This is a genomic window from Nocardia sp. NPDC055321, assembly GCF_053645575.1.
Window position 1 is genome coordinate 25001 of record NZ_JBSHMS010000025.1, and the last position, 12732, is coordinate 37732.

13 protein-coding genes are annotated in these 12732 nt (G+C 70.9%); 10 read left to right on the top strand and 3 right to left on the bottom strand.

Annotated elements, in window-relative coordinates:
* Positions 1-35 precede the first annotated feature (35 nt).
* Positions 36-389: a HesB/IscA family protein gene (locus ACWIGI_RS32075; RefSeq protein WP_354991175.1), complete on the bottom strand. Its 354-nt coding sequence runs from the start codon at positions 387-389 to the stop codon at positions 36-38.
* Between the two features lie 219 nt (positions 390-608).
* On the opposite strand from ACWIGI_RS32075, the gene ACWIGI_RS32080 reads away from it, so the two are divergent.
* Entirely contained in the window at positions 609-1265 is a 657-nt protein-coding gene (locus ACWIGI_RS32080) for a DUF3043 domain-containing protein (RefSeq protein WP_454206673.1), read from the top strand.
* A 106-nt stretch (positions 1266-1371) separates the two neighbouring features.
* Here ACWIGI_RS32080 and ACWIGI_RS32085 read toward each other — a convergent pair whose 3' ends face one another.
* On the bottom strand, positions 1372-1608 hold the full coding sequence (locus tag ACWIGI_RS32085; protein WP_454206675.1) for a hypothetical protein: 237 nt from the start codon (positions 1606-1608) through the stop codon (positions 1372-1374).
* The gene (locus ACWIGI_RS32090; protein WP_454206677.1) at positions 1605-1727 is read right to left on the bottom strand and encodes a hypothetical protein; all 123 of its coding nucleotides are present in this window, start codon (positions 1725-1727) and stop codon (positions 1605-1607) included. The genes ACWIGI_RS32085 and ACWIGI_RS32090 overlap by 4 nt, the downstream gene beginning before the upstream one ends.
* Before the next feature lie 86 nt (positions 1728-1813).
* Between ACWIGI_RS32090 and ACWIGI_RS32095 the strand changes: the two genes are divergently transcribed.
* The 9 genes from ACWIGI_RS32095 to ACWIGI_RS32135 all read left to right on the top strand — a co-directional run bounded on the left by ACWIGI_RS32095 (position 1814) and on the right by ACWIGI_RS32135 (position 12660).
* Positions 1814-2779, top strand: a complete 966-nt coding sequence (locus ACWIGI_RS32095; protein ID WP_454206679.1) for a helix-turn-helix domain-containing protein — start codon at positions 1814-1816, stop codon at positions 2777-2779.
* Between the two features lie 119 nt (positions 2780-2898).
* Positions 2899-4896 carry a nicotinate-nucleotide--dimethylbenzimidazole phosphoribosyltransferase gene (cobT, locus tag ACWIGI_RS32100; RefSeq protein WP_454206681.1) on the top strand — a complete coding sequence of 666 codons (1998 nt, stop codon included), beginning with the start codon at positions 2899-2901 and terminating at the stop codon, positions 4894-4896.
* A gap of 516 nt (positions 4897-5412) precedes the next feature.
* Complete coding sequence (locus tag ACWIGI_RS32105) at positions 5413-6156, top strand: adenosylcobinamide-GDP ribazoletransferase (RefSeq protein ID WP_454206683.1); 744 nt, start codon at positions 5413-5415, stop codon at positions 6154-6156.
* 244 nt (positions 6157-6400) lie between these two features.
* Entirely contained in the window at positions 6401-7237 is an 837-nt protein-coding gene (gene erm, locus ACWIGI_RS32110; RefSeq protein ID WP_454206684.1) for an ErmE/ErmH/ErmO/ErmR family 23S rRNA (adenine(2058)-N(6))-methyltransferase, read from the top strand.
* Positions 7238-7518: 281 nt separating this feature from the next.
* On the top strand, positions 7519-8319 hold the full coding sequence (locus ACWIGI_RS32115) for a bestrophin-like domain (RefSeq protein ID WP_454206686.1): 801 nt from the start codon (positions 7519-7521) through the stop codon (positions 8317-8319).
* An 84-nt stretch (positions 8320-8403) separates the two neighbouring features.
* Positions 8404-9291 (top strand): hypothetical protein, encoded by an 888-nt coding sequence (locus tag ACWIGI_RS32120; protein ID WP_454206688.1) that lies wholly within the window; start codon positions 8404-8406, stop codon positions 9289-9291.
* Positions 9292-9481: 190 nt separating this feature from the next.
* Complete coding sequence (locus ACWIGI_RS32125) at positions 9482-10303, top strand: PaaX family transcriptional regulator C-terminal domain-containing protein (protein ID WP_454206806.1); 822 nt, start codon at positions 9482-9484, stop codon at positions 10301-10303.
* 168 nt (positions 10304-10471) lie between these two features.
* Positions 10472-11668 carry a saccharopine dehydrogenase family protein gene (locus ACWIGI_RS32130; RefSeq protein ID WP_454206690.1) on the top strand — a complete coding sequence of 399 codons (1197 nt, stop codon included), beginning with the start codon at positions 10472-10474 and terminating at the stop codon, positions 11666-11668.
* Between the two features lie 80 nt (positions 11669-11748).
* Entirely contained in the window at positions 11749-12660 is a 912-nt protein-coding gene (locus tag ACWIGI_RS32135; RefSeq protein WP_454206692.1) for a MetQ/NlpA family ABC transporter substrate-binding protein, read from the top strand.
* Positions 12661-12732 lie beyond the last annotated feature (72 nt).

Here is a 12732-nt window from a genome sequence, read left to right on the forward strand (position 1 = left end):
TCTCCGTGGAGATGTTCCGCGCCGGTTCGTTCAGATCAGTTGAAGCTGTCGCCGCAGGCGCAGGAGCCGGTGGCGTTGGGGTTGTCGATGGTGAAACCCTGCTTCTCGATGGTGTCGACGAAGTCGATCGAGGCGCCCTGGATGTAGGGGGCGCTCATGCGGTCGACCGCGAGCTTGACGCCGCCGAACTCGACGACCAGGTCGCCGTCCAGGCTGCGATCGTCGAAGAAGAGCTGGTAGCGCAGGCCGGCACAGCCACCGGGCTGCACGGCGATGCGGAGCGCCAGGTCGTCACGGCCCTCCTGGTCGAGCAGCGCCTTCGCCTTGGCGGCAGCGGCGTCCGTCAGAGTCGCACCATGAGCGGTGGTGGTCTCGTTCTGCACAGTCATGAACTCTCCTAAAGGACCTGTTTTCAACCCGTGAGAAGCGCACGGCTCGTCCGCTGTCAACGCACCTTCGCGGGCGGCTATTCCCAATCGTACGCGGCGGCTATGGCGGCGGCTGGCCACGGGTTGTGGTCGCTACAGAGTAGCCGGTCGGCGGCATGACACACAGAACGGACCGACCGGAGTTTTCTCCCGGACACGCCATCGAATAGCCTGGTCGGCGTGAAGTTCCTGCGCCGTGGCGAGACCAGCCCCTCCGAGACCCCAGCGGCCGAGGCCGGTGGCACGGCGACGGTCGCGGATCGTCCGTCGACCGCCGGTAAGGGCCGTCCCACGCCCAAGCGGCGCGAGGCCGAGGCCCGCAAGCGCGGGCCCGTCGCGCCCGCGCCCAAGACCTCGAAGGAGGCGCGGGCCCGGCGCAAGGAGATCAAGGGGTCCCAGACCAAGGCCGAGCGCAAGGCGTCCTCGGCCGAGCGCCGGGCGCAGGTGCAGGATCGCCGGGCGCGGATGCTCGCCGGTGAGGAGCAGTTCCTGCTGCCGCGCGACAAGGGACCGGTGAAGGGGTACGTGCGCGATATCGTCGACGCCCGCCGGAACCTGCTCGGGTTGTTCATGCCCCTCGCGCTGGTGCTGATCCTGAGCATGATCCTGTCGCCGGCGCTGCAGGCGATCGTGACGCTCGGCATGCTGATCATGATGCTGTTCATGATCATCGAGGGCATCGTGCTCGGCCGGATCGTCAACAACCGTGTGCGCGAACGGTTCCCCGATGCCAAGGAATCCAGCTTCTCCCTCGGCTGGTACGCGTTCGTGCGCGCCTCGCAGATTCGCCGCATGCGCGCGCCGAAGCCGCGGGTCGGCGCCGGGGACAGCGTCTAGTCGCAGAGTCGTCGAAAACAGCGAGGCCGCCGGGTATTCCGGCGGCCTCGCTGCTTTTCGGGACATCGTGCGCGGTGCACGAGCATCGTCGGCGGGCGGGTGCGGCTCACCCGTGTTCGCGCACGGACGCGATGGCGCGCAGCTCCAGGGAGGCGCGTTCGAGATCCCGATCGTGGATGCCGCTGGATCCGATGCGCTGCCAGGTGGATTCGGCGTGGAAGGGCACCGCGCGGCCGGCGGCGGCGAACAGGGCGACGAGGCGGGTGAACATGGCGGCTGCTTGGGATTCTGTGGTCGCGGCGGGACGGGACGTGGCGCGGTAGCGCGGGGCGATGGTGGTCATGCGTGGTCCTCGCTGTTCCGGAGGGTGTCGGTGGCGCCGTGGGCCATGGCGGCGAAGGTGAGGTAGCCGAGCGCGCTCATGGCGGTTCCGGCGGTGGTTATTGCGACGAGCGGGTGCATGGCAGTAAGTTTTCTTTAGTGCAGTTCCTGCCAACAGTGGCAGTTCTGACATTGTTCGCAAAGATCCGGCCAGGTAGGGTGGGCCCATGCTTTCGAAGGTCTCGGTCGTGCTCAACGACCGTCTCGCCATGTTCGAATTCGGCGTGGTCTGTGAGGTTTTCGGGCTCGATCGCACGATGGACGGGCTGCCCGGGTTCGACTTCCGGGTGTGCGGGGCCGAGGCCGGGAAGCCGCTGAGCACCTCCACCCCCGGGATCCAGGTGACGCCGGAGTACGGGCTCGATCAGCTGCTCGACGCGGATCTGGTGGCGATTCCGGCCTTTCCGTTCGCGGCGCTGCAGAACGTGGACGACCGGGTCGTGGCGGCGGTGCGCGCGGCCGCGGACAACGGGGCGACGGTGCTGACCGTGTGCTCGGGGGCGTTCCTGGCGGGACTGGCCGGGCTGCTCGACGGGCGCAAGTGCACCACGCACTGGCGGTACGTCGAACAACTGGCGCAACAGTTTCCGCAGGCCACCGTCGACCCCGACGTGCTGTTCGTGGACGAGGGGAACCTGATCACCAGCGCCGGGACCGCGGCCGGGATCGACGCCTGCCTGCACCTGGTGCGGCGGGAACTGGGCAGCTCGGTGGCCAACGCCGTCGCCCGGCGCATGGTGGTGCCGCCGCAGCGGGACGGCGGGCAGCGGCAGTTCATCGAACGGCCCGTGGTGGATTGCAGTTCGGACAGCCTCAGCGACACCCTGCACTGGATGGGCGAAAACCTCGAACTGCCGCACACTGTGGAATCGCTGGCCGAGCGCACCGCCATGTCGACCCGGACCTTCGCGCGGCGATTCGCGGCCGAGACCGGGACCACGCCGGTGAAATGGCTGACCGGACAGCGGATTCTGCTCGCCAAGCAATTGCTGGAGGACACCGACCTGGATCTGGAGTCGCTCGCGCACCGCTGCGGGTTCGGATCGGGGGCGCTGCTGCGGCATCACTTCCAGCGGCAGGTGGGGATCGCGCCGGTGGAATACCGGCGGCGGTTCGGGGCGCGGGTGTCCTAGCGCGCGTCGGCTCGGGATCCGGGCGGTTCGGGGCGCGGGGCGCGTCCGCTCCGGTCATGCGGCGCGTGGCGAGTCGTGCCAGTCGGTCCGGACGGCCGTGCGGTTGATAACGTGCTGTCGTGTCGCACACTGCTCAGACAACCGATCGACCGCTGCGGACGCTGGTGCTCGGTGGAGCCCGGTCCGGGAAGTCGGCCTTCGCGGAACAACTGGCCGAATCCGCCGCGGGCGCGGCCGGGCAGGGCGGGGCGGTGCGCTACATCGCCACCGCGGTGCCGGACCCGGGTGATCGCGATTTCCTCGAACGCATTGCGGCGCACCGCGCCCGGCGCCCCGGGAACTGGACCGTGGTCGAGGGCGATCCCGTCGCCGCGCTGAAGACGCCGGCCGCCGCCACGCTGATCGACGACCTCGGGACCTGGCTGACCGCGCGCGTGGACGCGCGGGCGGCGTGGGGCGCCCCGCGCGGGACGGTCGCACCGGACTTCGAGGCGCTGGTCGCCGCCGTGTCGGGGTACGAGCACCGACTGGTGATCGTGAGCCCCGAGGTCGGGTTGAGCGTGGTGCCGTCGTCGCCGTCGGGGCGGCTGTTCCGGGACGAGCTCGGCACGCTGAACCAGATGCTGGCGCAGGTGTGCGACGAGGTGTATCTCGTGGTCGCGGGGCAGGCGCTGCGCGTGAAGCCCGATGCGGGCGGTGTGGCGGTGGCGCCGTCGAAGACGGCCGACGCAGCGGGTGGGGCGGCCGTTGTCGTGGCCGGCGCGGCCGCGGGTGTGGCTGCCGCGCAGGCGTTCTCGACCTCGGATGCCCCGGTGGCGGGGCCCGCGGACTTCGATGTCGCGGCGGTCGAGGATGCGCGGGGCGCTGTGGCGCAAGACTTCTCGAGGGCGGCCGCGGAAGCCGGTGGTCCGGGGGCGACCGGTGTTCAGGCCGAGGCTTCCGGTGCGGCGGGTAACGGCGCTGCCGCGGCGGGCGCGGTGGCGGTCGATGCGGGAGTGGGTGTCGCCGGGGTCTCCGGTGGGGGACCGGACTTCTCGAAGAAGGCGGTCGCCGAGGTCTCGTTCGGGGCCGTGCCGGGGCCGGACGCGGCGGTGCGGGTCGAGGCCGTGGCGCGGCAGGGGTCGCTGACCAAGCCGGGCGGGGCGCTGGGGCGGCTGGAGCGGCTGGCCAACTGGGTCGCCGCGTGCCAGGGGGTGTGCCCGCCGCGGCAGTTCGAGCGGGCGCGGGTCGTGGTGTTCGCGGGTGACCACGGGGTCGCCGAGCACGGGGTGTCGGCGTATCCGAGCGCGGTGACCGGGCAGATGGTGGCGAACTTCCTGGCCGGCGGGGCCGCGGTGAACGTGCTCGCTCGCGTCGCCGACGCCACCGTGCGGGTGGAAGACATTGCGGTGCAGGGGGATACCGCGCCGGAGATCTCGCGGCACAAGGTGCGGCGGTCCAGCGGGTCCATCGACCGGGAGGACGCGCTCAGCGCCGAGGAGGTGCGGGCCGCGCTCGCCGCGGGCGCCGCGATCGCCGACGAGGAGATCGACTCGGGCGCGGATCTGCTGATCGCCGGTGACATGGGTATCGGCAACACGACGCCCGCGACCGTGCTGATCGCGACCATCACCGATACCGAACCGGTGGTCGCGGTCGGTCGCGGCACCGGGGTCGACGACGCCGGCTGGATTCGCAAGACCGCCGCGATCCGCGACGCCATGTGGCGGGCGCGGCCCTTCGCCAAGGAGCCGATCGACCTGCTGCGCACCGCGTCCGGGGCCGACTTCGCGGCGATGGCGGGCTTCCTCGCGCGGGCCGCCGAGCGCCGGACCCCGGTGATCCTGGACGGTGTCGTCGTGACCGCGGCCGCGCTGGTGGCCAATCAGCTGGCGTCGGGTGCGAGCGAATGGTGGGTCGCCGGGCACCGCTCGAGCGAGCCGTCACACAAGATCGCGCTCGACCGCCTCGGCATGGAACCGCTCCTGGATCTGGACATGCGCCTCGGCGAGGGCTCGGGCGCGCTGACCGCCCTGCCCGTCCTGCGCGCCGCGGTCGCGACCCTCGGCGAGATGGCGACCTTCGCCGAAGCGGGCGTGAGCACGGCCGACGAGACGGTCGAACCCGCCGGTGCCTAGTGCTCCGGCGCCGAACGCCGGGCCGAGCGGCCCGGCGGGAGTAGCACTGCCGCGGGCCGCCGGTCGCGTCACAGGCGGTCGCCCGCGGCGCTTACGCGGAAGCACGTTGGTGAGCTTGTGCCCCAACCGGTCTGCGTCGACGGGGCGGTACGTCATGTCCGCGCGGGCTCGCACGGCATCCGGTGATTCGAACCTCTCGTGTACCGACGGTGAGCCGCGATGCAAGCGAGACGAAGGCCGGGCTCGCCTGGCTTCCAGTGATTCGAACTTCTCGCGTACCGCCGCTGAGTCGCCATGCACGCGAGGCGAAGGCTCGGCAAGAGAAGGCTCGGCAAGAGAAGGCTCGGCAAGAGAAACGGTGGGGGCTTCGGAGTGCCCTGTCGTCAGTGCCCCTGCTCGTCGAGCCCCGGTCGGCGATGGGCGTCTGCCGCTCGAGTGCGGTGGTGACCGGTCGTGCGCTGGTGTGGAGACCGGCTCGATCGCCGCAATTCGTCCCGGTGGTGTCCGGGGGCTCCTATGAACCCGGTGCGGCTGGTGGTTTCGTGGTTGACCGTCATCCCGGTGCGGGGGCCGGACGACGTCGACCGGGCGGGGGCGGGGCGGGCTATCGGGCTCGCGCCGCTCGTGGGGGTGTTGCTCGGGCTCGGGGCCGCGGGGGTTATGTGGGGGCTCGAGGTGCTCGGTGGGGCGGCCTTGCTGGCGGGGGTCGTCGCGGTGGCGGGGCTGGGGCTTATTACGCGGGGGATGCATCTCGACGGGCTGGCGGACACCTTCGACGGGCTCGGGAGTTATGGGCCGCCGGAGCGGGCGCGGGAGATCATGAAGAGTGGTGGGGCGGGGCCATTCGGGGTGGCGGCGCTCGTGTTTGTCATTGCTTTGCAGGCGGTTTCGTTCGCGGGGCTGGTGGAGGCGGGGCGGTGGGCGGCGGTGGTGCTCGCCGTCGCGGTCGGGCGGATCGCGGTGGTCGTGGCCTGCCGGCGAGGGATCGAGGCCGCGCCGGGGGCCGGATTCGGGGCGCTGGTCGCCGGTACGCAGGGGCCGGGCGCGGTGCTCGGGTGGAGTGGGATCGCCGTGGCGGCATCGGTGTTCGTCACCGGCGAGGTGTGGCTCGGGCCGATCGGGGTGGTGCTCGCGCTGGGGCTGGTGTGGGTGCTGGTGCGGCACTGCGTGCGGCGGTTCGGCGGGCTGAACGGCGACGTGCTCGGGGCCGCACTGGAACTCGCGGTCACCGTCGCGGCCGTGATATTCACCCTGGGCTGAGACCGGAGCGGCGCCGCTGAGGTGTCGGCGATGCACGAGCTGCAGGCCGGCGGTGCGGTAATTCGATTGCGGGGGCCGCGGCGGGTTCCTAGGGTGAGCGCCATGGCATGTCACTTCTTCGTGCGTTTGCGTTCCGACCGGGCTCTGGCCCGCTAGCGGACGCAGGCGTCATTCGCGCGTCCGCAGGCGCGCCCAGGGCCCTTCGAGACCTCTTTCCTCTCGAAGACCCGGAAGGGCACTCGCTGTGGCGCAAAAATTCTCATCCCATACCTCCGGATACCGGAACTACTCCCATACCCAGGGCAAGGTCGGCGCGAGCGGCGGGCACACACCCCGCGACCGAGCCCGGCGCGAACTGTCGCAGAACTTCCTCGTCGACCCGCGCGCCGTCGAATCGATCGTGCGGGCCGCCGAACCGAGCGGGGTCGTACTCGAACCCGGCGCCGGCGACGGTGCGGTGACCCGCGCGCTGGCCGCACGCGGCGCGCGGGTGATCGCGTACGAGATCGACCCGTTGCTGGCGGCGAAGCTGTCCGCGCGGACCCGGGCGGACGGTGGAATCCGCGTCGTCCGAGGCGATTTCATCAGGGCGCGACCGCCGCGCGAGCCGTTCGCGGTGGTGGGCAACATCCCGTTCTCGCGCACGGCCGCGATCGTGGACTGGTGTTTGAACGCACCCGCGCTCACCTCGGCGACGCTGCTCACCCAGCGTGAGTACGCGCGCAAGCGCACCGGCGACTACGGCCGCTGGAGCCTGGTCACCGCGGCGACCTGGCCGTGGTTCGGCTGGGAACTGCGCGCGGGCGTCGGCCGGGAGAGCTTCCGGCCCGTGCCCGCCGTCGACGCGGCGATCCTGCGGATCCAGCGCCGGGCCGAACCGCTGGTGCGCGACCGCGCGGGGTTCACCGCGCTGGTGGAGCTGGGCTTCACCGGGGTCGGCGGATCGGTGCGGGCGTCGCTGCGCACGCGATACCGGGGCGTGGACGCGGCGCTGGCCGCGGCCGGGATCGCACCGGACACCGTGGTGGGGTACGTGCATCCCGAGCAGTGGATCACGGTGTACGACAGGCTGTCCGCGTAATGCGCCGGGGCCGGGCCGATTTCGGAATCGGCCCGGCCCCGGACCGGTGATACCGCCGCCGTCGTTCGATTCGTGGTCCGTCGATATGCGCCGAATCGGAAGAATGGGTCGATGGGTTATCGATCCGGAAATGGAGACCGACCGGACGGTCGTTTATATGAATTCGATTGCGCTATAACAGTTTAGTTGCTGTACGCAATCCGCTCCGCCCGCAGCCCCGAATATGTTCATGAATGAGTTCCCCCGTGGCCTGGGAGGCGGAGTCGAGTATGGCGTTGCAAATGGGTGCTCTCATACTGTTCGCGGCGGTGGCGGTCGCCGTATTCGTACTCGGCGATCGGATGCGGCCCAAGCGGTGGCGGCACGAGGACGACGAGGCCTCCAGCACCATGGTGCTGGACCTGGTGAATATGTTCTTCGCGGCCATTGTGGCCTTCGTGGTCGTCATTCTCTGGCAGCAATACGACAATGCGCACGCGCACACCGTGGCCGAGGGCAAAGCCCTGGTCGTCACGTACGAAGCGGCCAACGATATGCCCGCGTCCGATCGCGCGCAGATTCAGTCCCTGGTGAAGGAGTACACGCAAGGCGTCATCACCGACGAGTGGAAATCCATGGACGTGGACGCGGCGCTGAGCGAGACCACGCAGGCCAGTTTCGACGATCTGCGCGCGGCGGTGGGCGCGGTGAGCTCGACCGATCCGGATGTGAAGGATCTGGTCGAGAAGGCCGACGGCGCACTGGATGTCATCGCCGAGGCCAGGTACGACCGGGCGCTGGACGCCGAGTATCGGCTGCCCACCTTCATGTACGTGGCGCTGTGGTTCGGCACCGGCATGCTGCTGGTCGGCACGGTGCTGTCCGGGATGGCGGTCACCAAGCGCAGCATTCTCATGACCGCGCTGTTCGGCTTCGTGGTCGGCGCGGTGATTCTGGCGGTGTATCAGCTCGATCGGCCCTTCGGCGGCGGCAACGTCATCTCCAAGGAGGCCTACGAGCTCGCGATCTCGCGGTTCGAGCAGATTCCGGCGCCCGAACCCGCGGTCCAGGTCGACCCCGCGATCAGCGTGACCCCGCGCTGATCGGGCGGGGCGGACGAGTCACTCGCACAAGGCATTCGGAGACAGACGATGGGGCGACAACGGCGAGCCACACGGGGGCTCGCGATGGCGACGGCGGTGCCCGCGGCCGCACTACTACTCGCGGTGCAGCCGGGAACGGCGCTCGCACAGCCGGATCTGCCGTCGCTGGGTGAGATCCTCAGCGGCAGCGCCGGTTCGGAGGGATCCTCGGGGGGTGCGATCGACGCGCCGTCCGGCAGTGCGCTGGGACTCGGCACCGGCGGGTCGGCGGGCAGCGGATCCGGCGGCGGGGCGCCCTCGGGCAGTGCGCTGGGGTTGCCCGATGCCGCTGCCGCCGTGGGCATTCCACTGGAGACCGGCAGTGCGGCGGGGATCATCGAGCCGGTGCTCGACGCGGTCGAGGCGCTCGCGCTGACCAGCGGGCACGCGGCGGCGGCCGCGCCGGGCACGCTCGGGGAATCCCTGGGCTTCGAGAACGGCAGCGTGCTGACCGCGTGCACCGGCAGCGCGGTCGCGGGCAGCGCGATCCTGGCGCTGGGCATAGTCACCGGCAGCGGCTTCGGTTCCGGGCTCATCGGACCCGGATTCGTGCCGGGCTCCAGCGGTTTGGTCGGGCCGGGCTCGAGCGGGCTGGGCAGCGTGGTGGTCGGCAGCGCGGTCCTCGGCAGCGCGGGGCTGACCTGTCTGCTGCTGTTGCCCATGCCGCTGGCCTCGCCCGGTATCCCGCTCGGTTTCCCGGCCTCGCCGGCGGCGGCCCCCGCACCCGCGCCGGAGGTGATTCCGGTTGTCCTGCAGCTCGTGCCGTTCCTGCCGCCCCCGCCGCGGGTCGTGCCCCCGCCGCCGCGCGCGTTCCCGGCGAGCGAGCCGCTGCCCGAACCCGAGCCGTGGTCGGCGTTGCAGATGATGACCGTCATCGTGCTCACGATCATCGCCGCGACGCGTGCCAAGATCGCGCGCGGCCGCGGTGAGTGAGTCGACGGGCGTCCGGCCCGGCGGGTGATACCGGCGCGACGGTGACGTGACGGCCGTGTGCCCGGCGGGCCGGGTGGGAGTCGCGCGATCGTAGGATGGGGGCCGGCGACCGAGGGATCGGAAAGGGTGTGCGGTGGGCAGCGAGGACGGCGAGAGCGTCGGCATACCCACCCGCACGCTGGTCGAGAGCATGCTGCGGGCCGATTCCACCATCGATGCCGGGGAGCTGTACGCGGTCGGCAACGCGCTCGGGATGAGTGATCAGCAGGTGCGGCTGTGTGTGCGCCGGCTGATCGGTGACGGGCAGGTCGTGCAGGAGGGGCGCGGGCGCAAGGCGGTGCTGCGGGCGACCGACGCGCTGCGGCGGTCGGTCGCGCCGAACGCGGACTACCTGCGGTACATGTTCGCGCAGGATCGCGGGGACGCGCCCTGGGACGGGGTGTGGCGCCTGGTGGCGTTCGCGGTGCCCGAGACCGCCCGCCAGGCCCGCGATGCCATGCGGGACACGATCGTTCACCTCGGCGGGGCCGCGATTCAGGGCGGGCTGTACGTGTGCGCGAACCCGTGGGAGTCGCGGATACACGCCGCCGCACGGGAATTCGAGGTCGAGGGCTACCTCAGCACCATGACCTCCACGGATCTGCGCGTCGGGGAGATACACGCGCCTCGCGAACTCGCCGCGCGCCTGTGGCCGCTGGAGCGCCTGGCGGCGGGCCAGCGCCGCCTGCTGTCCGCCGCCGAACGGCACCTCGACCGCCTGTGCGGTGACGAGCCGCTCACCCGGACCGACTACCTGACCATCGCGATCGAGCTCGCCGCCGAGTTCTCCCGCGCGACCGATCCCGACCCCCTCCTCCCGCCCGAGTTGCTGCCCGCGCCGTGGCCGGGCGCGACGGCGCGCGCCACGGTGGCGCGGTGCTGGGCGGAGTTGATCGAAGCCCGTGCGGGCGAGTCGATTCAGCTGTTCGATGTGTACGCCGACGTGCTGGACGAGGTCGCCGTCGGACGGTGACGAGTCCGTTCGCGGCCACCGTGTGGTGGCCGGCGGGCATCGGCGGTTCGTGGCCTGTCGTGCGGGTCGCCGGAGAACCGAGCGCCCGTCGTATCCTCGTATCCAAGTAAACGTTCGTGCTACCGTCGATCGTAGACAATATGAACGTTTCGATCTTGGGAGGGCGTTATGCGGGTACTGGCTCTGGGTGGGGCGGGGGCCATGGGGGTCGCGGCGGCGGGGGCCGTCGCCGGGGTGGCGGGGGTGACGGAAGTCGTTGTCGCGGACCGGGATATCGGTGGGGCGCGGCGGGTTGCGGCCGGGTTGGGGGCGGCGGGGGTTCGGGTGCGGGCGGTGCGGGTGGACATCACCGACGCGGGGGAATTGCGGGAGGCGCTCGGGGACGTCGACGTCGTGCTCAACACCGTGGGGCCGTACTACGAGTTCGGGTTGACCGTGTTGGGGGCGGCCATCGAGGCGGGGGTGCACTACCTCGACATCTGTGACGACTGGGAGCCGACGCTGGACATGCTCGGGCTCGACGAGCGGGCGCGAGAGGCGGGAGTGTGCGCGATCGTGGGGATGGGGGCCAGCCCGGGAGTCAGTAACCTGCTGGCGCTGTCGGCGGCGCGGCGGTTCGAGGTGCTGCGGGACGTCTACACCGCGTGGCCGGTGGATGCCGGGGGCATGGACCCGGATTGGACGGAGCTGTCCGGGCCGGGCGGGAAACCGTCCGCCGCCGTGGTGCATTGGATGCAGCAGGTGAGCGGGACCGTCGCGCAGGTGCGGGACGGGCGGGTGAGCCGGCGGCGGCCGCTGCGCGCGGTGCGGCTGGACCTGCCGGGCGGGCTGGGCGGAACGGCGTACACCTGCGGCCACCCGGAGCCGGTGACGCTGCATCGCACGCTGCGCCCGATCGGGGAGTCGGCCAACCTCATGATCGTCAAACCCGCGACGGCCGCCTACCTGGACTCGCTGCGCCGCGACATCGACGCCGGCAAGCTCACCAACGCCGAGGCCGCCGCGCTGGTCCTCGAACCCGGGGTGCTGCGCGGGCTGAAGGCGGCGGTGGCGTCGCTGTGGTTCGCCGCGCCCCGCACGCTGCCGCCGTTCTTCGCGGTGGCGACCGGCACGCGGGAAGGCCGCAAGGAGACGGTGCTGGCCCGGCTGCCCGAGCGGCTGGAGCGGTTCGCGCTGACCGCCGACATGGCCACGGTCACCGGGGTTCCCTTGGCGCTGGCCCTGTCCCAGGTCGTCGACGGCACCGCGCGCCGTCCCGGGGTGCATCCGCCCGAGGCAATCGTGGACCCCGAACGTCTCCTCGCCGATCTGGCCCGCCACCTCGGGATCACCGAGACCGCCGAGGTGGTGCTGCGTCGAGCATGACCACGGGTCCACCGTCCGGGGCGACGGTGTTCGGATCCGGGGGATCGCAACCATTGCCGGGCGGTTGCCGGTGGGCTTGCATGGTCGGGTTCAGTTTCGACGACCATGCGGGAGCGCGAGTGAAATTCCATCGGGTACTGGCGATCCCGGTACTGGTAGCGGCCGTCGCGACGCTGGGGCTCACCGCCTGCGGCAGCGACCAGGAATCCGGCAACGTGGTGCGCATCGGCACCACCGAGTCCGACCCGCAGTGGGACGTGTTCGAGAGCAAGGCGAAGGAGCAGGGGATCACGCTGAAGATCACCCGGTACTCCGACTACTCGCAGCCCAATACGGCGTTGGCGCAGAAGCAGATCGACGTCAATCTGTTCCAGCACCTGCAGTTCCTGGGGCAGTTCAACGTCGCCAACAACGAGGATCTGACGCCGATCGGGGCCACCCAGATCGTGCCGCTGGGGCTGTACTCCAAGAAGCACAAGACCCTCGCCGACATCCCGCAGGGCGGTGAGATCGCCATTCCGAACGACCCCACCAATCAGGCGCGGGCGCTGTTCGTGCTGCAGTCCGCCGGGCTGCTGAAGCTCTCGGGGGATGTGCGCCAGCCCTCGCCGGCCGACGTGGACAAGGGCGCGTCCAAGGTCAAGGTGACCCCGGTCGACGCCGCCCAGACCGCGCTGTCGCTGGCGTCGGTGGACGGCTCGATCATCAACAACACCTTCCTGCAGAAGTCGGGCATCGACCCGAGTTCGGCGCTGTACAAGGATGATCCGAAGAGCCCGGGCGCGGAGCCGTACATCAACACCTTCGTCACGCGCGGCGCGGACAAGGACAACGCCACCTACCTGAAACTGGTCCAGATCTGGCACGACCCCGAGGTGCAGAAGGCCGTGTCGGAGACCTCCAAGGGCACCTCGGTCGAGGTGAACCGCGCGGGTCCGGAACTGGAGCAGATCCTGGCGCGCGTGCAGCAGACCATCCGCGAGCAGAAGTGAGCGACCCGGTCGCGGCCCGCGGGGGGGGGGGCCCCCCCCCCCGCCACATAACGAGGGTCACCCAACAGGTGC